We start from the raw sequence: 22,738 nt of genomic DNA, 5'->3' as shown, positions 1-22,738 counted from the left end.
GCTGATCAGCTGGTAGTGAAACGGTAGCCCGCCTGCCACACGGCGAGACAGGCGTTCACCACCTGCTCGTCATAGTGGACGCCGGCATAGCGCGCCAGCTGGGCGAAGGCATCGGTCAGCGACATGGCGCGGCGGAAGGGGCGGTGCGCCGTCATGGCAGCCAGCGAGTCCGCCACCCGGATGATCCTGGCCTCCAGGCAGATGGCATCACTCTGCAGGCCCTGTGGGTAGCCGCTGCCGTCCATGTTTTCGTGATGCTGCTGCACTATGGTGGCGATGGGCCAGGGGAAATCTATCTGCTGCAGGATGTCACAGCCGGCCTGAGGGTGCAGCTTGATCAGTTCAAACTCCACCGGCCTGAGCTCACGGGGGCGGGTGAGGATTTCGGCCGGGATCTGCAGCAGGCCTATGTTGTGCACCATGGCCGCGAGACCGAGCCCATCCAGCCGCTCCTGTGGCAGTTGCAGGTGTTGACCTATGGCCAGCGCCAGGTCGTGTACGCGCCTTTCATGGCCGGCCGTGCCGGGATCCTTGTGGGCGATGGCGGAGGAGAGCGCCGCTATGGTTTGAAACAGCAAGGTGCGCTGATGCTGCTCGCTCTCCTTGATATGGGTGATATCGACCAGTGCTCCTATGATGCCGGCCACCTTGCCCTGATGGTCATAGAAGAGATCCTTGAAGTTGAGCACCTGATAACGGTGGCCGCTGCGATCGAGCAGACTGTGCTCGAAATATTGCGGTTGCTTGCTGCGCAGTACCTCCATGTCCCGCTGGCTGTACTCGTCCGCCATCTCGGGCGGTAGAATTTCATCCACGCGTTTCCCCAGCAGCTCTGCCTTGCTGATGCCGGTGATCTGGGTAAAGGTCGGGTTGCAACTGATGAAGCGCCCCTCGACGTCCTTGTAGAACACGGGAATGGGGATCGCCTTGAGCAGGGATTCGTTGAAGCGCTGCATGTCCACCAGCTCCGCCTGCTGACGCAGGGCCAGCTGCTCGCTGTCCCGGCACAGCTGGATGGCGCGAGCCAGGTTGCCGAGGATGGGGCTGAACAGGTGGCACAGCTGTTCACCCTCTTGTTCGGCTCTGGGGGAGAGCAGCAGCATGAGGTAGCCCCCTTCGATCCGCAAGCGGTAGGCAAAGGGATAGGGGCGGGAGCCGGGCAGGGGGATGGGGCCGTGCAGGGTGCACTGCTCGCCGCCACTGACCCAGGCGGGCAGCACCAGTGGTTGCCCGTGCTGCTGGATCAACTGCTCGTCCCCGATGGCCTTGACGATCTTGTACTCCCCCTGCGGCAACTGCTGCAGCACGAGACCAACCGGGCAGGCGCAGTGAAACAGAAAGCGTTGCAGCACCTTGGTCAGCAAGGCATCCAGGGTCACCTCGCGTCCAATGCAGAGGGCGAGATCGCAGACGATGGCCATGGCATGGTCGTTGTTCATGACGGCGTTGCTCCGTTGCAGAGAATGGCGCCATTGTGGAAGAGGGGATAATCCCCCGCCCGCAAACTGCCAATCTCGCCGAGTGAGAGGGCGCCGACCAGCTCGCGGGCGCCGCTATGGGTAAACAGCGTGCTCAGCTCGAGCTCGCTCTGCTGGCCAAAATGCTGCTGACGGCCGGCGCAGTAATAGAGCTCCAGTGTGTCGACCGGGCCGTGCTGGCGGAGCTTGCCGGCCAGTTCGATGGCATGGGCGGTCGGGCTATGGGGGGCCTTGAGCAGGGTGAGAATGCTGTGATCCGGCACCTCGCCGACACAGAGCAGGGCGCCCTCTTCGGTGACTGTGACCGGGATCCTCACGACCACGTCGCCATTGGCCCGCAGCAGACCCAGCGGCAGGTGGACGCCGTACTGATAGAACTGCGCCTGGGTCAGCGCCTGCTGAAATTGTTGCCGGACAAGCGACTGGTAGCGGCTGAAGGCGGGCTCCCAGTCGATGAAGGAGACCTTGTTGCCCTCCGTACTGGTGGCGAGCATGGGCTGGGCCATGAGTTGATAGCCATGCTCCAGCAGGGGATAGCTGTGATGGGGCAGTAGGCTGCAGATGACCGCCTGACTCGTCAGGGTCTGGCTGTCGAACAGGCAGGGCATGGCCTTGAACTGGCCGCTGCCCGCATTGACGCCTGCGTAGTTGACCCTGTCCGCCAGCCTGAGATAGATCCCCTCGAGGATGGAGGCGATGTTGGGGATCATGGCATCGAAGGTCAGAAAGAGGGTGGGGGGGCGGGCCGGATCCGGCCATTGCGCGAGCCGGGGCGCCAGCTGTTCGCAGAGCATGGCGGCAAGCCGGTCTGCATCGTCATTTTGGGGTAACGAGATCAGCCGGGGATCGTGGGATGACGGACGGGGCAGCAACCAGGCGCCCCTGTCATGAAAACCCTGTCGGCTGATGAGGCGGGGAAAGATGGCGCCGGAAAGCGAAATCGCCAGCTGCCGGCACTCTTGCTGCAGCTCGGCGACACGGTCGATATCCTGTTCGGCCAGCAACACATCGAGCCGACCGCCTCGATAGGGGAGCAGTGCATCGACCAGTGAGCGGGTATCAAAGAGGCAAAAGGAGGGTTGCGTCATGGCTCCTGGCTCCATTCCTGTATTTCATGAATATATCAGCAAGGGGCGGGGTGATGATACTCAGCGGTGACCTGCGATGTGACATAAGTGGTTATAAATACGCATAAAAAAAGAGCTTGCCACCTTGCGGCCGTGCTCTTGCTCAACCAGCAATAAAAAACCGGCCACCTGGGCCGGTTTTGTGTTTCTGGCAGAGGCGTTACTTAGCGCAGTACCAGGTTCTGGAAGCCCTGCACCAGGCTGATGACGGGTTGGGGGTAGATGCCCAGCGCCACCACAGCCGGACTTTGACCGTCACGTAGATGGGACTTGCCGATAAAGCCCAATGTCATGGGAATACCTGGGCGATTCCCTAACCTGGGATATAACGCTCCCACTTACACAAAAAATGACATGGTTTTGTTTGAATTCACGTCGGTGAATGGTTACACACATCCCAGTTTAAAAATAAAATTTGATCCCTTGGTGAACTGGATATAAGACTTACTCTGCACGGGACTCACAAGGAAGATAAAATGAAAAATGGAAGAACAGGATGGTTAAATATTTTAACCATCCTAGGGTCAGTAATGTTCACTGTTCAAACGGAGGCTGCAATACCTTATGTCAACTATCATCACACGGTTACGCAGCCGGATGGTTCGACACTTGAGTTGATCCTCAATGGTTCAACTCTTTACGCAGATCAACGTACTAAAGATGGCTATCCGGTTATCTATGACAATACCCTGAAAGGTTACGCTTATGCCAAGCTTTCAGAAAATGGAGAAATGTTTGAGTCGACCGGAATTCTAGTTACCAAGTCGAATGGTGTTAGCACCAGGTCCATACAGAAGGGCACCGATATTCCTCAACATGCCAAGCGTTCTATCGTGCAACGTAACGCCAAGCAATTACAAATTTTACAATATCAACCCCAGTCACCAAAAATCAGTGTTTTTGCCAATCAATATGCCAATGTAACAGGTAATGTTCGAGGGTTGACCATATTAATTCAGTTTCCTGATGAATCCAGTTCTATTCCACCCAGTGAGGTCATCAACTACACCAACCAAATCGGTTACACAGGCTATGGAAATGCACAATCAATCCGGGACTATTTTCGTGCTGTGTCTGGTAATAAATTAGACTATACCAATACTGTTGTTGGATATTATACGGCCAAGAAATATAAGTCCTACTACACAGACCCCACGATAACCTATGGTGCCAGAGCAAGAGAGTTGATAGCCGAAGCTCTGGATTGGCTTGAATACACCGAAGGCTTCGACTTTTCGACCATCTCGAAAGATAGTGACGGCAATATTCGTGGTTTGAACGTGTTCTATTCTGGCAGTACTGGTGGTGGCTGGGCTCAGGGCCTATGGCCTCATCAAGGTGGCTTGAACCGCTGGTGTGCTGATGGGGTCTGTGCATCCAAATACCAGATCTCCAACATGGATAGCAGTTTATCTATCGGGACCTTCATCCACGAGTCAGGACACCTGTTGTTCGGCTGGCCTGATCTTTACGATTACGATGGCAGCTCAGGAGGATCCGCTGGCTCGCACTGCATTATGGGATATGGCGGTGTAACCGGTAACAGACATAAAAAACCAGTTCCACCCAATGGCTACTTTCGCTCACTGAGTGGCTGGGAAACGATCACCGAGCTCAATCCTGCGGTTAACAGCAATGCTCCTTCAGGTCTATTGAGTCACCAGGCTAACAGCAACACACTATACCGCTGGTCCAACCCGAATAAAGCTGGTGAGGCTTTTTATATAGAGACAAGAACGCAAGTCGGGCAAAATCAGTATATGCCAGGTCAAGGTCTGATTGTATGGCATGTTGATCCTAATGGCTCCAATAATAATGAGTGGTATCCATATGTTCAGATGGAGCATGCGGATGGGAATCGTGACCCAGAAAAAAATACTAATCTTGGTGATGCTTATGATATGTATCATGCTTCTGGGCAAGACACTTTCGGTGATACTCAACCCAATGCGCTGTCCAGCCGAGGAACCAATTCACGCTGGTGGAGTGGTGCTGATTCAGGGTTGGAGCTGACTAATATCAGCGCTGTCTCAAGTCAAATGACATTTGACATCGGTGGCAAGGGTAATTCAAATCAAGAGGAAAATTATTCAGGTTATCTGAGTGGGAAGGGCGTTAGTCATATCATTCCGAATGGCAGCTGGTTTCAATATGATGGTGGAGCCCTGAGTGGTGTGTTGACCGGCCCCGGCAATGCTGATTTCGATTTGTCACTGGAAAAATGGCAGAATAGTACTTGGATAGCTGTGGCAACATCAACAAGCGTCACCTCGAATGAAGCGATTAACTATGTTGCAAGTAGTGGTTATTATCGGTTTAATGTTTATTCTTATAATGGTGAGGGGAACTATGATTTCACGTTGAGAAAATAGATTCTTGTCATAAATATAAAGGGTCTTAATAAACACATTAATGGAATGTGTCGACTAAAGTCCTATTCTGAATCTGTAGGTTTCATCTGCTGACAATCACATTAATCCGAAACCAGCCAAGCTGGTTTCGGATTTTTTCATCTCTGGAAGATGGCCAATGGTACCTGACACAAGGGGCATTGGCCATCAGGGCGGGTTAGCGCAAGACCACGTTCTGGAAGCCCTGCACCAGGCTGATGACGGGTTGGGGGTAGATGCCCAGCGCCACCACTATGATGGCGGAGAGCAGGACCACCATGCCGCCCGAGGAGACGGCCCAGTCGGCCTTGGCATCGCGCAGCTGCATGCCGGGTTCCCGCAGATAGAGGGTGACCATGACGCGCAGGTAGTAATAGAGACCCAGGGCGCTGCCCAGCACTATGGCGCCAGAGAGCCACCACAGCTTGGCATCAACCGTCACCCCGATGAGATAGAACTTGCCGATGAAGCCCAGCGTCATGGGGATACCCGCGAGCGACAACATCATCACCGTCATGACGGCGGTCAGATAGGGGCGGTGCCAGAACAGACCACGGTAGCTGTGCAGGGAGTCCGCATCCTTGCCGCGATAGGGGCTGGACATCATGCTGATGACGCCGAAGGCCCCCAGGCTGGTGAACAGGTACATCAGCAGGTAGACACCGGCCGCTTCCACCGGCATCTGGCCGAGGCGGCTGGCGACGATCACCGCCAGCAGATAACCGAAGTGGGAGATGGAGGAGTAACCCATCATCCGCTTGATGTTGGTCTGCAGCAGGGCCAGCAGGTTGCCGATGACGATGGAGACGACCGCCATGGCGGCCAGCAGCCAGTGGATCATGGGATCTCCCGCCGCAGGCACCGCCAGGTAGAAGCGCAACAGCACGCAGAACACGGCTATCTTGCTGACGGTGGCCAGGAAGGTGGCCACAGGTGCCGGGGCGCCTTCGTACACGTCAGGTGTCCAGAGGTGGAAGGGGGCCAGGGAGAGCTTGAAGGCAAACCCCACCAGCATCAGTCCCAGACCGCCCATCAGCAGCGGGTGGTGAGCCGGGGTGGTGGCCAGGGTCAGGCCGAGATCGCTGAAGCTCAGGCTGCCCGCCTGGGCATAGAGCAGCGCCATGCCAAACAGCAGGAAGGCGGTGGCGGCGGCGGAGAGCACCATGTACTTGATGCTGGCCTCCAGCGAATGGCGCTCGCGGTAGGCGTAGCCCACCAGACCGAACATGGGCAGGGTCAGCATCTCGATCCCGATGAACAGGGAGGCGAGGTGGCGGGAACCGGCCAGCACCAGGCCGCCGGCGGTGGCGATCAGCAGCAGCAGGTAGAACTCTTCCCGGTTGTCCGGATAGCCCTTGAGCCAGGAGCGACCGAAGGTGCAGGTGGCCAGGGCGCCGATGAGCACCAGCCCCATGTAGAAGACGGCGTAGCCGTCTATCTGCAGCAGCGGAGTGACCCCCTGATCACCCTGCGCCATCACGATGGGCAGGGAGAAGAGCGCCAGGTTGAGGCCCGCTATGGTGACGACGAAGGCTGTGTCGTCACAGCGCCGCCAGGCGATGGCCAGCATCAGGGCCAGCATGGCCCCCGTGGTCAGCAGCAGGGGCAACAGGGCCAGCAGTTGAGAAGCTGTGAATGTCATTGCAGTGCTCCTGTAATGGACAAGTAAGGCAACAGGGCCAGCGGTCGGGAAACAGTCAGGTTCATTGCAACGCTCCGGCGGACGGCAGTGCGTACCAGTGCAGCACGCTCATCAGGCTGCTGCCTGCGGTATCGAGCACCGGCTGGGGATAGACACCGAGCAGCACCAGCAGGCCGGCTATGGTCAGCATCATGGCGAGCTCGCGGCTGTCCAGTCCCTTGAGGATCTTGTCGTCCTTGGGCGCGCCGAAGCAGGCCCGTTGCAGCATGATGAGGGAGTAGACGGATGCCAGCACCAGACCGAAGGTGGCGATGATGGTGATGATAGGAGCGACCTGGAAGCTGCCGATGAGGATCAGGAACTCGCCGACGAAGTTGCCGGTACCCGGCATGCCAAGGGAGGCCACCGAGAAGAACAGCATGACGCCGGGCAGGTAGCGCAACCGGCCCCACAGGCCGCCCATCAGGCGCAGGTCACGGGTGTGCAGCCGCTCGTAGAGCTGACCGCACAGGATGAAGAGGCCGGCGGCGGAGAGGCCGTGGGCTATCATCTGCACCACGGCGCCTTGCAGCGCCAGCTCGCTACCCGAGTAGATGGCGATCATCACGAAGCCCATGTGGGAGATGCTGGTGTAGGCCACCAGCCGCTTGATGTCGGTCTGGGCGAACGCCACTATGGCGCCGTAAACGATGCCGACCAGGCCCAGCAGCATGGCGTAGGGGGCGAACTCGGCGGAGGCCTCCGGGAACAGCGGCAGGGCGAAGCGCAGCAGACCGTAGGCGGCGGTTTTCAGCAAGATGCCGGCCAGGTCCACGGAACCCGCGGTCGGCGCCTGACTGTGGGCATCCGGCAGCCAGCCGTGCAGCGGTACCAGCGGCATCTTGACCGCGAAGGCGATGAAGAAGCCCAGCATCAGCAACCACTGGACGCCCTTGCTCATCGGGGTGTTGAGCAAGTCCTGATAGTCAAAGGTGAACACGCCGGTGGCGGCGTGGTGGGTCAGCACCAGACCCAGGATGGCGACCAGCATGATGAGGCCGCTGACCTGGGTGTAGATGAAGAACTTGGTGGCCGCGTTGATCCTGGACTTGCCGTCGGTGACCGAGTGGCCCCACAGCGCGATCAGGAAGTACATGGGGACCAGCATCATCTCCCAGAAGAAGAAGAACAGGAACAGATCCAGCGCCATGAAGACGCCGAGCACACCCCCCAGGATCCAGAGCAGGTTCAGGTGGAAGAAGCCGATGCGCTGCACGATTTCCTTCCAGGAACAGAGGATGGCCAGCACGCCGATGAAGCAGGTGAGCATCACCATCAAGAGCGACAAGCCATCCACCGCCAGATGCAGGGAGATGCCGAAGCGGGGGATCCAGGGCAACTGCAGTTCGGCGGCCCAGGCGGACACGCCCGTCTGGGTTGCAAGGGAAAAGTCACCGCTCCACCAGATGGCGCCGGAGAGCAGCAGGCAGGCGCTCATGGACAGCAGGGCGACCCAGCGCACGAAGTATTCACCGAAGCGCTCCGTCTGCCAACAGAGCAGACCGCCGATGAAGGGTATTAACAAGATCCAGAGTAAGGTCACGATATCAGCTCTCGTCTATGTTCTAGTCACTGTGCAGGCCCGTGGGCTTGCTGCGAGTTCAGGGGCTGCATCACGGGATCAGCCGAGCAGCAGCAGGGCCAGGATCAGGGCGGCGCCCATCCCCATGGAGGCTGCATACCAGCGCAACTTGCCGGAAACGGTCCAGGCCAACAGCTGGTGGCCACTCTGTGCCAGCCAGGCCGGCAGGTTCATCATCCAGTCCAGCGGATCCTTGCCGAGCAGACGGGTGCTGAGCAGGTAAGGCTTGACCCACAGCTGATCGTACAACCAGTCAAAGCCCCAGGCATTGAACCAGAGGGTGCTGAGCAGACGGCCAGGCGCGCTGTTCGCCACGCTGGTGGCCAGTCGACGCTCACCCAGGAACAGGAAGGCGGCCAGGGCTATGCCCGCGATGGCGACTATGCCGGAGGCTATTTCCAGCGCATGACGACCCGCTTCTATGTGATCTCCCGGCCCGGCCGGCAGTACTCCGGCTAGCGGCGGCACTATCAGGGCCCCGATCCCGGTGGAGAGCACCAGCAGCACCAGCAGCGGCAGCTGGTGGGCCAGACCGTGGCCGGCGTGGGCCTCGGTCTGCACCTTGCCGTGGAAGGCGATGAAGATGAGGCGGAAGGTGTAGAGTGAGGTCAGGAAGGCCCCCACCAGACCGGCCCACAACAGTGTGGTCTGGCCGGATGCCTGCACCTGCCACAGGATGGCGTCTTTACTGTAGAAACCGGCCGTGACCAGCGGCAGCGCGGCCAGCGCCGAGCCCCCCACCAGGAAGCAGGCATAGACCAGCGGCAGACTCTTGCGCAGGCCTCCCATCTTGAAGATGTTCTGCTCGTGGTGTGTCGCGACTATGACGGCACCGGCGGAGAGGAACAAGAGCGCCTTGAAGAAGGCGTGGGTCATCAGGTGGAAGATGGCCCCTTCCCAGGCGCCGACCCCGAGGGCCAGGAACATGTAGCCTATCTGGCTCATGGTGGAGTAAGCCAGGATCCGCTTGATGTCGGTCTGTACCAGGGCCGCAAAACCCGCCAGCACCAGGGTAATGGCACCGACCAGTGCCACCAGATGCAGGATCTCGGGGGCCAGCAGGAAGAGGCCGTGGGTACGGGCGATGAGATAGACACCGGCGGTCACCATGGTCGCGGCGTGGATCAGGGCAGAGACAGGCGTCGGGCCCGCCATGGCATCCGCCAGCCAGGTTTGCAGCGGCAGCTGGGCCGATTTACCGACGGCGCCGCCGAGCAGCATCAGGCAGGCGAACGACAGGGCAGGGGATCCCTCGGCGAACATCGCGGGGGCGCGCACCAGCAGCTCATGGATGTTGAGGGTGCCCAGCTCCCGGTAGAGGACGAACAGGCCGATGGCGAGGAAGACGTCGCCGACCCGGGTCACCACGAACGCCTTCAGGGCGGCCGCCCCGTTGGCCGGGTTGCGGTAGTAGAAGCCGATCAGCAGGTAACTGCACAGCCCCACCCCTTCCCAGCCGAGGTAGACGAACAGTAGGTCATCGGCCAGCACCAGGAACACCATGCTGGCGATGAACAGGTTGGTATAGGTGAAGAAGCGGGAATAGCCCTCTTCTCCGCGCATGTACCAGGAGGCGAACAGGTGGATGAAGAAGCCCACCCCGGTCACCACCCCCAGCATGGTCAGCGACAGGCCGTCCAGCGCCAGGCGGAAGGTGGGATTGAAGCTGCCCACCGACATCCATTGCCACAGGGTCTGGGTGTAGACACCGCCGACCGGCATGGTATTGAGGAAATTGATGCCGACCCACAGGGTGGTGAGGGCCGACAACCCTATGCTGCCGACGCCGATGAGCGCCGAGCTGCGCTCGCCGAAACGGCCGAGGGAGAAGGCCAGCACCAGCCATCCCAGCAGCGGAAATAGAAAAGTCAGGTATAAGAGGCTCATCCGCGCATCTCGCTCACAGTGTCCACGTTGAGGGTGTGGTAACGACGATAGAGCAGCAGTAACAGGGCCAGGCCGATACTGGCCTCCGCTGCCGCCAGAGAAATCACCAGTATGTACATGATCTGGCCATCGGCCTGGGCCCAGCGGCTGCCAGCCACCACGAACGCCAGTGCGGACGCATTCATCATGATCTCGATACTCATGAGGATAAACAGCAAGTTACGGCGGATCAGCAGACCGCACAAACCGATGCAAAACAGCACGGCGGCCAGCAGCAGACCGTGTTCCATGGGGATGCCACTCATTGCTGACCTCCTTCTTGAGATGGACTTGGTGCTGGGCGCACGGCAGTTTTGGGAACGGAAAGCACTTCCCCGCTCTTGTCTTCACGGCCCAGGTGGTAGGCGGTCACCAGACCCGCCAGCAGCAGGATGGAAGCGAGCTCCACCGCCAGCACATAAGGGCCGAACAGGGCGATGCCGACCTCTTTCGCGCTGACGTCGGTCAGACCAAGCTGACCCCCTGTCACGCCGAGGATGCCGTAGGCCAGAAAGCCCAGCAGGACGAGAGAGAGCAGACCCGGACCCACCCAGGTGGTGGGGGTGAGCCAGTTCTTCTCCTGATCCTGGGACGATCCCAGGTTCAGCATCATCACCACGAACACGAACAGCACCATGATGGCGCCCGCGTAGACGATCACCTGCAGGGCTCCCGCGAAGGAGGCACCCAGACAGAAGAAGATCATGGCCACGGCGATGAGCGAAATAATGAGATTGAGCAGCGCATGCATCGGGTTGCTGGTGCTTATCACCCGCAGCGTGCTGTAAACGGCTACCAGGGCCGCGGCATAAAATGCCAGTTCCATGATTGACTCCTAGGGCAGCAGGCTCTTGACATCGATAGGTTTGGCTTCGTGCTCGGCATCCCCTTTCGGCTTGCCGTCGATGGCCATACCGCTCATGCGATAGAAGTTGTAATCCGGGTATTTGCCGGGCCCGCTGATCAGCAAGTCTTCCTTCTCGTACACCAGATCCTGGCGGCGGTATTCGCCCATCTCGAAATCCGGCGTCAGCTGGATGGCGGTGGTGGGGCAGGCCTCTTCGCACAGGCCGCAGAAGATGCAGCGGGAGAAGTTGATGCGAAAGAACTCCGGATACCAGCGACCATCGTCCCGCTCCGCTTTCTGCAGCGAGATGCAGCCGACCGGGCAGGCCACGGCGCAGAGGTTGCAGGCCACGCAGCGCTCGTCGCCGTCCGGGTCGCGGGTCAGCACGATGCGGCCACGGAAACGGGGGGCGGCATAGACAGCCTCTTCCGGGTAACTCAGGGTTTCGCGCGGGCGCCAGGCATGGGAAAACACCATGCCCAGACTGCGAAGTTGGGTACCGACACCCTTGATTATGCTAACAATTTTCATAGTCGTGCCTCACTGCACATTCATCAGCACCACAGCCCCTGTGTCTTGCATCCCGAGTGGGGTACAAGGCGCGAGGCAAGCAGACGTTCCAGCCAAACGGCATCACAATGTTCATATCCATTCCGGCCTCACTGCGCACTCATCAGCACCACGGCACCCGTGATCAGCATGTTGATCAGGGTCAGCGGCAGGCAGACTTTCCAGCCAAAGGACATCACCTGGTCAAAACGCGGACGGGGCAGGGAGGCCCGCAGCAGGATGAAGAGCACCATGAAGCAGGCGGTCTTCAGGGCAAACCAGATGAAGGGCGGCAACCAGGGGCCGTGCCAGCCACCGAAGAACAGGGTCACTATGAGGGAGGAGATCAGCACTATGCCGATGTACTCGCCCACGAAGAAGAGACCCCATTTCATGCCCGCATACTCGATGTGATAGCCGTCGGCGAGCTCCTGCTCTGCCTCCGGCTGGTCAAACGGGTGGCGGTGGGTGACGGCAACGCCGGCAAACAGGAAGGTGATGAAGCCCAGGATCTGGGGCACCACGTTCCACAAGCCCGCCTGGGCCTCGACTATGTCTCTCAGGTTGAAGCTGCCGGTCTGGATCACTATCCCCATCAGGGAGAGCCCCAGGAACACCTCGTAGGAGAGAGTCTGGGCCGAGGCGCGCAGGCTGCCGAGCAATGAGTATTTGTTGTTGCTCGACCAGCCGGCGAACAGCACGGCATAGACCGCCAGTCCCGCGATGGCCAGTATGTAGAGCAGGCCCACGTTGAGATCCGCCACGCCCCAGGTGGGGGTGAGCGGCACCACGGCAAACGCCAGAATAAAGGCGGTGAAGGCTATGATGGGGGCCAGGATGAAGATCCGGCGATCCGCGAACGGCGGGATCCAGTCCTCCTTGAAGAACATCTTGACCATGTCGGCCGCCAGCTGCAGCAGGCCGAACGGGCCCACCCGGTTGGGGCCATAGCGATCCTGCCACAGCGCCAGCAGGCGACGTTCGATGAAGCTCATGAAGGCGCCAGCCCCCACTATCCCCACCAGCACGATCAGCGCCTTGCCGACTTCAATCAGCAGCTCCATCAGGGAATCACTCATGCGATCGCCTCCTGCAGGTTGTTGATGTAGGCCTGTTGCAGCGCGGTCGGCAGACCGTTCACGCCGAGCGGTAGACCCAGCAGACCCTGTGCCAGAGCATGGCTCAGCCGCAGCTTGAGGCGCCAGTGGTTGCCACCCCAGGAGAAGCTCACCTGGTTGCCCGCGTTGAGGGCAAGGCGAGCCGCATCGGCCGGGTTCAGCACCAGTTCGGGTTCGTTCATGCGGGCCTGGATCACCGGGCTGCGAGCGGAGAGCTCCTCGCCGCCAAACAGCTGGTCATAGTTGACCACCTGCAGGGCTTCCTGAGCCGCGAAGGGGGCAGGTATGGCATCAAACCAGCCGAGATTGTCTTCACCCGGCTCCAGCAGGCGGCGACCGGGATCACCGGCGCGCAGCTTGCCGCCCACCTCGTCCTGGAACTTGTTCCAGGCTGACGGGGAGTTCCAGCCCGGCGCCCAGGCAAACGGCACCTGTTGCATCGGTTGGCGGGCTCCGGCATAGCCTTCCATGGAGAAGTTGAAGGGGGAGTCCGGATCCTGGGCCACTCTCGGCTCGCTGACGTTCTGATCCGCCAGCATGGAGGTGCGACCGCTGTAGCGGTGCGGCTCACGAGCCAGCTTCATGCCACGGATCCGCAGCCCGGCGTTGGGCGAGGCTTCCAGCATGGGGGCGAGCAGCTGCGTCGAGGCGGCGCAGGCACTGCTGATCTCGTCAAGGTTCTGCCAGCGCAGAGGCTTGTGATCGAGAGCCCCCTGCAGCGCGGCCAGCCAGCGCCACCCTTCCCGGATCTGGATGTCGGCGTTGTAGAAGGCTGGCGCATAGACCTGGAAGTAGCGCTGGGCACGGCCCTCCATATTGACGAGGGTACCATCGGCCTCGGCAAAGCTGGCGGCAGGCAGCACCAGATCGGCCTTCTGGGCGGTCTGGGTATCCTGATGATCGACCACCAGCAGGTGTTGCAGGCGGGCGATGGCCGCATCGACCCGATTGCGCGGGGCGCGGCGATAGAGATCGTTCTCCAGGGTCACCAGCGCCAGGTTATCCTGGGCTTCGATGCGCTCGAGGGCAGCTTCCAGCGATTTGCCTGACGACTTGCCTGCATCCAGCATGGCCAGACCCAGACTGTTGGCTTCTTGGGCCACCAGTGCCAGGCTGACGTCCTGGCCACGGCCCTTGAGGGCACGGGCTATGTTGCTGGCAGCCTCGATCAGTGCCGGGGTGCGGGCGCCCGAGCCTGCGATGATGAGCGGCTTTTTGGCGTTGCCAAGCAGGTCGGCCCAGCGAGCGGCTTGCGCCTGTTGTTCTTGGCCGAGATCGGCCAGGGCCGGGGCCGAGCTGTCGAGCAGATGGGCGATGGCAAAACCGAGGCGGGCCTGATCCGCGTGGGGGGCGTGCAGTTTTTCTGCCGCCACGTCGTCGAGGCGGGTGCTGTCCAGGCTGGTGATGAGCAGCGGGTAGCGCTCATTCTGGCCCAGGGTCTGCACCGCAGCGACCTGCCACAAGTCCACCTTCATCTTGCGGGCGATCTCGCGCGCCTTGCCCTTGACCGACTGGCGCAGGGCCAAGGCGATGCGGGCGGCGCTCATGGTGACATCTTCACCCAGCACCAGAATGGCGTCGGCCTCTTCCATGTCCCGCAGGCTCGGCGTGCGAATGCCGCCGTGTTGCAGTATGTGCAACATCTTTTGCAGGCACTCCCACTCGCTCTGCTCGACGCCGCAATAGAAGTTGTCGGCACCTACCAGCTCGCGCAGGGCGAAGTTGCTCTCCAGCGACGCGCGGGGAGAACCGATGCCGATGACGCCGGCCGCGGTGCGCAGGGCGTCGGCGGCGCGGTTCAGGGCGCCGTCCACCGTGATGGCCAGCTTGTCGTTGCCGTCACGCAGCAATGGCTGACGCGGGCGATCCGCCAGATTGACGTAGCCATAGCCAAAGCGGCCGCGATCGCACAGGAAGTAGTGGTTGAGGCCACCGTGGAAGCGGTTCTCGATGCGGCGCAGCTCGCCGTAGCGCTCGCCCGGGCTGATGTTGCAACCGACCGAGCACTGCTGGCAGATGCTGGGGGCAAACTGCATGTCCCACTTGCGGTTGTAACGCTCGGAGTGGGTTTTGTCGGTGAACACGCCGGTGGGGCAGACCTCCACCAGGTTGCCGGAGAACTCGCTCTCCAGGGTGCCATCTTCGACCCGGCCGAAATAGACGTTGTCGTGGGCGCCATAGACACCCAGATCCTCGCCACCGGCGTAGTCCTTGTAGTAGCGCACGCAGCGATAACAGGCGATGCAGCGGTTCATCTCGTGATTGATGAAGGGCCCCAGTTCCTGATTCTGGTGGGTGCGCTTGGTGAAGCGGTAGCGACGGCTGTTATGGCCTGTCATCACCGTCATGTCCTGCAGGTGGCAGGCGCCACCCTCTTCACATACCGGGCAGTCGTGGGGGTGGTTGGTCATCTGCCACTCCACCACCGTCTTGCGGAACTCTTTCGCCTCTTCGTCCTCGATGGAGATATAGGTGCCATCGGTAGAGGGGGTCATGCAGGACATGACCAGGCGGCCGCGCTTGTCGTCGGCATTCTGATACTGCTTGACCGCGCACTGGCGGCAGGCGCCGACGCTACCCAGCGCCGGGTGCCAGCAAAAATAGGGGACGTCCAGCCCTAAGGAGAGACAGGCTTGCAGCAGGTTGTCTGCCCCGTCTACCTCGTACTCTTTACCGTCTACAAAAATGGTGGCCATACAACTTCCCTGACATCAATTAGATAAAACGCGCAGATTGGATTAGCCAGCAGGCGTAATCAGACAATGGCGTCATCAAACATTCGTGAACTCTGGTTTGCACCTGTGTTGCATGAAACGGCCGATCAGGCTTCGCCCATCGGCCCTGCGTCCTCGTCTTACCAGCGTTCACCCAGCAGATTGGGCTGGATCCCTTTGAGCAGCTTGTGATTATCCTGCGGTCCCTTGATCCCGGCCTCGAACTCGGCGCGGAAATACTTGAGAGCGCTGCCAAGCGGCTCGACGGCGCCAGGGGCGTGGGCACAGAAGGTCTTGCCCGGGCCTAGGAAACTGACCAGCTGTTCCAGCGTTGCCAGATCTCCTTGCTGACCCTCGCCCCGCTCCAGCGCCCGCAGCAGCTTGACGCTCCAGGGCAGGCCGTCGCGACAGGGGGTGCACCAGCCACAGGATTCGCGGGCGAAGAACTCTTCCATGTTGCGCAAGAGCCCCACCATGTTGATGCTGTCATCCACCGCCATGGCGAGGCCTGTGCCCATGCGGGTGCCGACCTTGCCGATGCCGCCGGCATACATCTGGGCATCCAGGTGCTCGGGCAGCAGGAAGCCGGTACCGGCGCCGCCCGGTTGCCACGCCTTGAGGCGGTAGCCGGGCTTCATGCCACCGGCGTAGTTTTCAAACAGCTCGCGGGCCGTGATGCCAAACGGCAGCTCCCAGACCCCAGGGTTGTTCACCTTGCCGGAGAAACCCATCAGCTTGGTGCCGTGATCTTCGGAGCCCGGCAGCGCCAGCCCCTGATACCAGGCAACCCCGTTGCCTATGATGGCGGGCACGTTGCACAGGGTCTCGACGTTGTTGACGCAGGTAGGCTTGCCCCAGACGCCGGAGACGGCGGGGAAGGGGGGCTTGGCGCGCGGGTTGGCGCGGCGCCCTTCCAGGGAGTTGATGAGCGCCGTCTCTTCGCCGCAGATGTAACGACCTGCGCCGGTGTGGACGAACAGCTCGAAGTCAAAGCCAGAGCCCAGGATGTTCTTGCCGAGCAGGCCGGCGGCCTTGGCCTCTTCCACCGCGCGGCGCAGATTGATGGCGGCATCCACGTACTCGCCACGCAGGAAGATGTAACCGCGATAGGCCTTGAGGGCCTTGGCGGAGATGATCATTCCCTCGATCAGCAGGTGGGGCAGTTGCTCCATCAGCAGTCGATCCTTGTAGGTATTCGGCTCCATCTCGTCGGCGTTGCAGAGCAGGTAACGTATGTTCATGCTCTCGTCTTTGGGCATCAGGCCCCACTTCACCCCGGTGGAGAAGCCGGCGCCACCACGACCCTTGAGGCCGGCATCCTTGACAGTGCCGACTATCTCATCCGGGCTCATCTGGCCGAGGGCTTTGCGGGCAGCATCATAGCCCTGCTTGCTCTGGTATTCATCCAGCCAGACCGGCTGGCCGTCGTCACGCAGCCGCCAGGTGAGCGGATGGGTCTCGGGCGCGCGCGCGATCAGGTTGGCCGTGCCGATGGAGGCGAGAGGCGTGGTCGGCCGTGGGCTCATGGACATAGGTTGGCCTCCGGGGTCTTGTTGCGTTCAAGGCGCATGGGCAGATTGCCCTCGTGAAGACTCATGGGTAGGCCTCCAGGGTCTTGAGCAGGCTGATGGCATCGAGTCCGCCATAGGTGTCGTCGTCGATCATCAGTGCCGGCCCCTTGTCACAGTTGCCGAGGCAGCAGACGGGCAGCAGGGTGAAGCGGCCGTCGGCGCTGGTCTGGCCGGGGGCCAGATCCATCACTTCCTTGAGGCCGGCCAGCAGCCCTTCGTGGCCGTTGATGTAACAGACCATGCTGTCACAGACCCGGATGATGTGGCGCCCGACCGGCTGGCGGAAGATCTGGCTGTAGAAAGTCGCAACCCCTTCCACGTCGCTGGCGGGAATGCCGAGTTCGGCAGCGATGGCATGGATGGCACCGTCAGGTACCCAGCCGCGAGCCTGCTGCACTATCTTGAGCGCTTCTATGCTGGCGGCGCGGGGATCTTCGTAGTGGTGTATCTCATGCCGGATGGCATCGCGTTCGGCCTGGCTCAGGACGAAGCCGTCCCCCTTGCCCTGGCACTCACTTTGCCCCTGCGGGGTCTGATTGTTTTGGCACTGACATTGCTGGCTCATGGCTTAACCTTTTGTGGCTTGTCCTTTTTGTCGCGTAACGGTTGTTTAGTAACAGCGGTTACTCAACGATCCACATCCGACATAACGAAATCGATACTGCCCAGGTAGGCGATGAGATCCGACACCATGCTGCCCCGGATCACCGAGGGGATCTGTTGCAGGTGAGCAAAGCTCGGGGTGCGGATCCGGGTCCGGTAACTCATGGTGGAGCCATCGCTGGTCAGGTAATAACTGTTGATCCCCTTGGTCGCCTCTATCATCTGGAAGGATTCGGCGGCCGGCATCACCGGGCCCCAGGACACTTGCAGGAAGTGGGTGATAAGAGTCTCTATGTCTTGCAGGGTGCGATCTTTGGGCGGCGGCGTGGTGAGCGGGTGATCCGCCTTGAATGGCCCCTCCGGCATGTTCTTCACACACTGTTCTATGATGCGCAGGCTCTGGCGCATCTCTTCGAGGCGTATCATGCCGCGGTCGTAAACATCACCGTTGGCACCGACCGGCACCTCGAACTCGAACTGATCGTAGCCGGAGTAAGGGCGCCATTTGCGCACGTCAAAGTTGAGGCCGGTGGCGCGCAGACCGCCCCCCGTGATGCCCCACGCCAATGCCTGTTCTGTGGTATAGGGGGCGACGCCTATGGTGCGGCCGCGCAATATGCTGTTGCGCATGGCCGCCTTCTCATAATCCATCAGCCGCTTGGGCAGCCAGTTCAGCAGGTTATCCTGGATGAGACGAGCCCAGCCCACCGGCAGATCGTGCGCCACGCCGCCGATACGGAACCAGGCCGGGTGCATGCGTGCGCCCGTGATGGCTTCGATGATGGTGTAGATCTTCTGGCGATCGGTGAAGGTGAAGAAGACGGGGGTCATGGCGCCCACGTCCTGGATATAGGTCCCGAGGAACAGCAGGTGGCTCTGGATGCGGAACAGCTCCGCCAGCATCACCCGGATCACGTCGACCCGGTTTGGCACCTTGATGCCCGCCAGCTTCTCGACCGCCAGCACATAAGGCAGGTTGTTCATGACGCCGCCCAGGTACTCGACCCGGTCGGTATAGGGGATGTAGCTGTGCCAGGACTGACGCTCACCCATCTTCTCGGCACCGCGGTGGTGATAGCCGATGTCGGGCACGCAGTCGCGTATCTCCTCGCCATCGAGCTGCAGCACCAGCCGGAAGGCGCCGTGGGCGGAGGGGTGGTTCGGACCCAAGTTCAAGAACATGTAGTCCTCGTTCTCGTTGCCCCGGTTCATGCCCCACTCTTCGGGTTTGAACAGCAGGTTGTCCTGCTCCTGATCCTGTTTGACCGCATCGAGCATGAAGGGATCGAACTCGGTGGCGCGCGCCGGATAGTCTTTGCGCAGCGGGTGACCCTGCCAGCTCTTGGGCATCATGATGCGGGTCAGATGGGGGTGACCATCGAAGTTGATGCCCATCAGATCCCACACTTCCCGCTCGTACCAGTTGGCGTTGGGGAAGTGGCGGCTGATGGTTGGCAGGCTCAGATCGCTCTCTTTGAGCGGCACCTTCAGTATCACATCGGCGTTGCGGTCGATGGAGATGAGATGATAGAAAACGGTGAAGTCGCTCTCGGGCAGGCCGTCGCGATGGCTGCGCATCCGCTCGTCGGTGGCGCTGAGATCAAACAGCATCACGAACGGGGAGGGGAGCTTGCGCAAGAAGCCGATCACGTCCAGCAGCAGCTCGCGGGAGAGCCAGACCACGGGCACGCCGGTGCGGGTGGTCTGAACGGTGAAGCGCTCGGCGCCAAAGTGGGCAAACAGCTCGCCGACCACCTGGGCATCCTGGTGATCGCTCGGTTGCCACTGGGCCATGGTGTAGTTACTGGGGAATTCTCGAGTCAGTTTCATGATCAGATCTCATCCGGCGTGCGCAGGTTGGTAACGTTGATCCGCTCGCCGCGCTTGCGTTCCTTCTCGGCCTGCATCTGGGGACGGTAGATCCCCTGATCGCCCACCACCCAGGAGAGGGGGCGGCGTTCCTTGCCGATGGAGTCCTGCAGCAGCATCAGGGCTTGCAGGAAGGCCTCGGGACGGGGCGGGCAGCCAGGAATGTAGACGTCGACCGGCAGGAACTTGTCCACGCCCTGTACCACTGAGTAGATGTCATACATGCCGCCCGAGTTGGCGCAGGCGCCCATGGAGATGACCCACTTGGGTTCGAGCAGCTGTTCGTACAGGCGCTGGATGACGGGTGCCATCTTGATGAAGGGCGTCCCTGCTATCACCATGAAATCGGCCTGACGCGGCGAGGCTCGAATAACCTCGGCGCCGAAGCGGGCCACGTCATGGGGGGAGGTGAAGGCAGTACACATCTCCACGTAGCAGCAGGAGATGCCGAAGTTGTAGGGCCAGAGGGAATTCTTGCGACCCCAGTTGACGGTGTCTTGCAACACCTCCTCGAGACGCCCCATCATGATGCCGCGTTCAGCCTGTTGCGCCAGCGGATCATCGACTGTCTGGCGCTGTTCCTGGGGGTAGCGCTCAACCGGCGCATCCGGGTCAATCCGGGTCAGGGTGTACTTCATGGTGCAACCTCAAAGGGAATATCGGTAATTCAGTCTGGCTTCTTGTCAGTCAGAACGCGTTTCTTTGGTGCCCAGTCGAGGGCGCCGATGCGCCACAGGTAGATAAGACCTACCAGCAGCAGAGTGATAAAGATGGCGGCTTCAATAAAGCCGACCCAGCCACTCTCCCGAACGGAGACGGACCAGGCGAACAGATAGAGTGCCTCGACGTCGAAGATGACGAAGAACATGGCGACCAGGTAGAACTTGGCGGAGAAACGCAGACGGGCATTGCCAACCGAATCTATGCCCGATTCGAAGGGCTTGTTTTTGGCTCGACCGTAGGCACGGCCTCCCAGCAAGGCGGCCAGACCTATCATGATCAGGCACAGGCAAATGGCTGCAACGACATAGATAGCAAAAGCCCAATGCTGGACAGCAATATCAGCAAACATATAGGTTTTCCCTAACCGAATTAATCATGTGACTTAACAAGGGTGTTACGCATTATGCCACTTCCATACTGATTTACATGTCATTTCAAAGGATTAATTATTAATCATGGGGGGAAAAATCGGTTTTTGCTAGCAAGGTCAATTTTCTCATTTGAGAATCATTTTCAATGGCGCGAATAGACCCGGAAAACGGCGCGCCGCAGGGGCCTGTACGGCGTGGCATGCGGGGAAAATAGGGGATGCTGGTCGGATGACTTGGGCGATAACGGCTGGATGAGATGCAAAGAAAACCCCGCTGGGCGGGGTTTGCTGATCAGGGTTTGAGGATGGGGAGCGCCTCTTCGGCAGCCTTGCCTTGGGAGAGGGTGATCTCGACCCGGCGGTTGGCCTGTCGATGCTCAGGCGTGTCGTTGGCATAGCGCGGCTGGGCATCGGCCACCCCCTGAGCTATGACCCTGGTTGCGTCCAGCTTGGGGTTGGTGAGCAGGGTATGGACGATGGAGGCCGAGCGCAGCACCGACAGCTCCCAGTTGCTGCGATAGAGCTCTATCGGCGCCTGCGAGTTGTCCGTGTGGCCTGTCACCACCACCTTGCCCGGGATGTCGGCCAGTATGCCGGAGATCTTGCTGACCAGCGGAATGAACTGGGGCTGCAGGAAGGCCGAATCGGCCGGGAACAGCGCCTTCTCGCCGATGCGGATCACCAGCTGGCTGCCGAGCTGCTCCACCTCCAGATCCTTGGATTCAATCTGTGCCTTGAGCTGCTGCTCGAGTTTCTTCTTGGTGACCTGTACCCACTCCTGTTCCTTGGTCTTGTGCGGCCAGGCCTCGGTGGCACTCGGCTTCTCCGAGGCCCCTATGGTTTCGTTAAAGGGATCTGCCGCCGCGGTCGGTGCCTCTTTTTCCAGCACGGTTTCTTTATCCGGGCTGCTGGGGGCCGTTCTGGATTCCGGCTCCAAGATCCCGGTGCCGCCCTGCATCACAGGGGAACCCGCGGGTGGAGAGATGAGGCCGATTTTACCCAGCGACTCGATGAAGCCCTGGATCAGCACCCGGGTCTCGGACTGTTTGGCCATGGCAAAGGAGTAGAGCACCACGAACAGGGCGAACAACAGGGTCATGAAGTCGGCATAGGAAACCAGCCAGCGTTCGTGGTTCTCCGGCGCTTCAGGCTTTTTCTTTTTGGCCACCATGGCCTCCCAGATAAGGTTCGAGGGTAACTTGTAACCGGGCTTGCGACTCGCCATCCACGATGCAGAGGATGCCGGTCAAGGTCATCTCCTTGTAGTGGCGGATGTCATGGGCAAACCCCTTGTAGCGGTTACCGAAGGGAAGAAAGATCAGGTTGGCGGCACCCACCCCGTAGATGGTGGCGATGAAGGCCACTGCGATGGCACCACCCAGTTTGTCAGGGGCATCCAGCAGGCCCATGGCGTGGATCAGGCCAAATACCGCGCCCACTATCCCCATGGTCGGGCAGTAGCCGCCCATGGCCTCGTAGAATTTGACGGTCTGCTCGAGATCCTCATGCTCGAACTCGATCTCGTTCTCCAATACCTCGTGGATCTTGGTCTTCTCGTAGCCATCGACCATCATCTGTACCCCTTTTTGCAGGAAGGGATCCTTGATCTCGTCGATCATGCCTTCCAGGGCCAGCATGCCGCTGCGTCTGGCGTTGCCGGCCAGGGTTTCCAGCAACTGCGCCTGTTCCAGCATGTCGAGTTTGGGGGGGGCAAGCAGCCACTTGAAGCGCTTGAAGGTTTTACCGACGACGGAGAAGGGAAACTGGGTCAGTGCGGCACCGACAGTACCGCCTATCACTATGAGGAAGGCTGGCAGATCGAGCAGGGCGCTGGGATGGCCCCCCTCGATGATGTTACCGCCAAGGATACAGATTATTGCAAAAATCAGGCCAATCAAGCTCATTCTTTGTACGTCCCTGAATATTGATAATGGCTAGTGTAGCTATTTAAGTATCAGTTTTTCAAAATGATATCCAATCGGTGTGCAATAAATCAGAGCCGGGTCCGGCGGGAAAATATTTAACGGCGTAGGGCGGAACATCTATCTGGACAGGGCGAGAAACCAGGCATTGTGATACCGAGGAACAAGGACGCCTGATATGAAGAATGCCCTCAGGGTCATGCCGGTGTTTTTCGAGCGGGCGGTGAGAGCATTAGCCGCTCGAGAGCCGATGGCCCAGGCCAGAAAG

19 protein-coding genes are annotated in these 22,738 nt (G+C 60.2%); 1 reads left to right on the top strand and 18 read right to left on the bottom strand.

Features of this window, described 5'->3' with window-relative positions; genetic code table 11:
- Positions 1 to 5: 5 nt before the first annotated feature.
- From ACM3N8_RS02815 to ACM3N8_RS02805, 3 genes are all read right to left on the bottom strand, one after another.
- The gene (locus ACM3N8_RS02815; RefSeq protein ID WP_043555303.1) at positions 6 to 1,439 is read right to left on the bottom strand and encodes an HD domain-containing phosphohydrolase; all 1,434 of its coding nucleotides are present in this window, start codon (positions 1,437 to 1,439) and stop codon (positions 6 to 8) included.
- On the bottom strand, positions 1,436 to 2,566 hold the full coding sequence (locus tag ACM3N8_RS02810; protein WP_241278169.1) for an FIST signal transduction protein: 1,131 nt from the start codon (positions 2,564 to 2,566) through the stop codon (positions 1,436 to 1,438). Before ACM3N8_RS02810 ends, ACM3N8_RS02815 begins: the two co-directional genes overlap by 4 nt.
- 203 nt (positions 2,567 to 2,769) lie before the next feature.
- A complete protein-coding gene (locus tag ACM3N8_RS02805; RefSeq protein ID WP_277604278.1) occupies positions 2,770 to 2,898 on the bottom strand; it encodes a hypothetical protein in 129 nt (42 codons plus the stop codon).
- Between the two features lie 183 nt (positions 2,899 to 3,081).
- Here ACM3N8_RS02805 and ACM3N8_RS02800 point away from each other — a divergent pair, with 183 nt between their 5' ends.
- Positions 3,082 to 4,977 (top strand): M6 family metalloprotease domain-containing protein, encoded by a 1,896-nt coding sequence (locus ACM3N8_RS02800; RefSeq protein ID WP_290016857.1) that lies wholly within the window; start codon positions 3,082 to 3,084, stop codon positions 4,975 to 4,977.
- A 196-nt stretch (positions 4,978 to 5,173) separates the two neighbouring features.
- On the opposite strand, the gene nuoN is transcribed toward ACM3N8_RS02800, so the two are convergent.
- The 15 genes from nuoN to ACM3N8_RS02725 form a co-directional block, all read right to left on the bottom strand.
- Entirely contained in the window at positions 5,174 to 6,637 is a 1,464-nt protein-coding gene (nuoN, locus tag ACM3N8_RS02795) for an NADH-quinone oxidoreductase subunit NuoN (RefSeq protein WP_043136710.1), read from the bottom strand.
- A 61-nt stretch (positions 6,638 to 6,698) separates the two neighbouring features.
- Positions 6,699 to 8,219: an NADH-quinone oxidoreductase subunit M gene (gene nuoM / locus ACM3N8_RS02790; RefSeq protein WP_103472933.1), complete on the bottom strand. Its 1,521-nt coding sequence runs from the start codon at positions 8,217 to 8,219 to the stop codon at positions 6,699 to 6,701.
- A gap of 78 nt (positions 8,220 to 8,297) precedes the next feature.
- The gene (gene nuoL, locus ACM3N8_RS02785; RefSeq protein ID WP_290016855.1) at positions 8,298 to 10,145 is read right to left on the bottom strand and encodes an NADH-quinone oxidoreductase subunit L; all 1,848 of its coding nucleotides are present in this window, start codon (positions 10,143 to 10,145) and stop codon (positions 8,298 to 8,300) included.
- Positions 10,142 to 10,450 (bottom strand): NADH-quinone oxidoreductase subunit NuoK, encoded by a 309-nt coding sequence (gene nuoK / locus ACM3N8_RS02780; protein ID WP_042034381.1) that lies wholly within the window; start codon positions 10,448 to 10,450, stop codon positions 10,142 to 10,144. The genes nuoL and nuoK overlap by 4 nt, the downstream gene beginning before the upstream one ends.
- Complete coding sequence (gene nuoJ / locus ACM3N8_RS02775; RefSeq protein ID WP_043555311.1) at positions 10,447 to 11,010, bottom strand: NADH-quinone oxidoreductase subunit J; 564 nt, start codon at positions 11,008 to 11,010, stop codon at positions 10,447 to 10,449. The genes nuoK and nuoJ overlap by 4 nt, the downstream gene beginning before the upstream one ends.
- Before the next feature lie 9 nt (positions 11,011 to 11,019).
- A complete protein-coding gene (gene nuoI, locus ACM3N8_RS02770; protein ID WP_043136700.1) occupies positions 11,020 to 11,562 on the bottom strand; it encodes an NADH-quinone oxidoreductase subunit NuoI in 543 nt (180 codons plus the stop codon).
- A gap of 128 nt (positions 11,563 to 11,690) precedes the next feature.
- Entirely contained in the window at positions 11,691 to 12,659 is a 969-nt protein-coding gene (gene nuoH / locus ACM3N8_RS02765) for an NADH-quinone oxidoreductase subunit NuoH (protein WP_043136698.1), read from the bottom strand.
- Positions 12,656 to 15,394, bottom strand: coding sequence for an NADH-quinone oxidoreductase subunit NuoG (nuoG, locus tag ACM3N8_RS02760; protein ID WP_416015423.1), 2,739 nt, complete (start codon positions 15,392 to 15,394; stop codon positions 12,656 to 12,658). Before nuoG ends, nuoH begins: the two co-directional genes overlap by 4 nt.
- Before the next feature lie 158 nt (positions 15,395 to 15,552).
- Positions 15,553 to 16,938: an NADH-quinone oxidoreductase subunit NuoF gene (gene nuoF / locus ACM3N8_RS02755; RefSeq protein ID WP_043136999.1), complete on the bottom strand. Its 1,386-nt coding sequence runs from the start codon at positions 16,936 to 16,938 to the stop codon at positions 15,553 to 15,555.
- Positions 16,939 to 17,005: 67 nt separating this feature from the next.
- On the bottom strand, positions 17,006 to 17,548 hold the full coding sequence (gene nuoE, locus ACM3N8_RS02750; protein WP_043136692.1) for an NADH-quinone oxidoreductase subunit NuoE: 543 nt from the start codon (positions 17,546 to 17,548) through the stop codon (positions 17,006 to 17,008).
- Positions 17,549 to 17,610: 62 nt separating this feature from the next.
- Positions 17,611 to 19,416 carry an NADH-quinone oxidoreductase subunit C/D gene (nuoC, locus tag ACM3N8_RS02745; protein WP_098984344.1) on the bottom strand — a complete coding sequence of 602 codons (1,806 nt, stop codon included), beginning with the start codon at positions 19,414 to 19,416 and terminating at the stop codon, positions 17,611 to 17,613.
- 2 nt (positions 19,417 to 19,418) lie between these two features.
- Positions 19,419 to 20,093: a NuoB/complex I 20 kDa subunit family protein gene (locus ACM3N8_RS02740; protein WP_042034369.1), complete on the bottom strand. Its 675-nt coding sequence runs from the start codon at positions 20,091 to 20,093 to the stop codon at positions 19,419 to 19,421.
- A 29-nt stretch (positions 20,094 to 20,122) separates the two neighbouring features.
- Entirely contained in the window at positions 20,123 to 20,527 is a 405-nt protein-coding gene (locus ACM3N8_RS02735) for an NADH-quinone oxidoreductase subunit A (protein WP_042865893.1), read from the bottom strand.
- 313 nt (positions 20,528 to 20,840) lie between these two features.
- Positions 20,841 to 21,719: a flagellar motor protein MotB gene (locus ACM3N8_RS02730; RefSeq protein WP_043555315.1), complete on the bottom strand. Its 879-nt coding sequence runs from the start codon at positions 21,717 to 21,719 to the stop codon at positions 20,841 to 20,843.
- Positions 21,694 to 22,452, bottom strand: a complete 759-nt coding sequence (locus ACM3N8_RS02725) for a flagellar motor protein (protein WP_043555316.1) — start codon at positions 22,450 to 22,452, stop codon at positions 21,694 to 21,696. The genes ACM3N8_RS02730 and ACM3N8_RS02725 overlap by 26 nt, the downstream gene beginning before the upstream one ends.
- Positions 22,453 to 22,738 lie beyond the last annotated feature (286 nt).

The organism is Aeromonas sp. A04, assembly GCF_047780465.1.
GTDB classification, from domain to species: Bacteria; Pseudomonadota; Gammaproteobacteria; order Enterobacterales; family Aeromonadaceae; genus Aeromonas; species Aeromonas bestiarum.
This window is presented reverse-complemented; position numbering and strand designations above follow the sequence as displayed.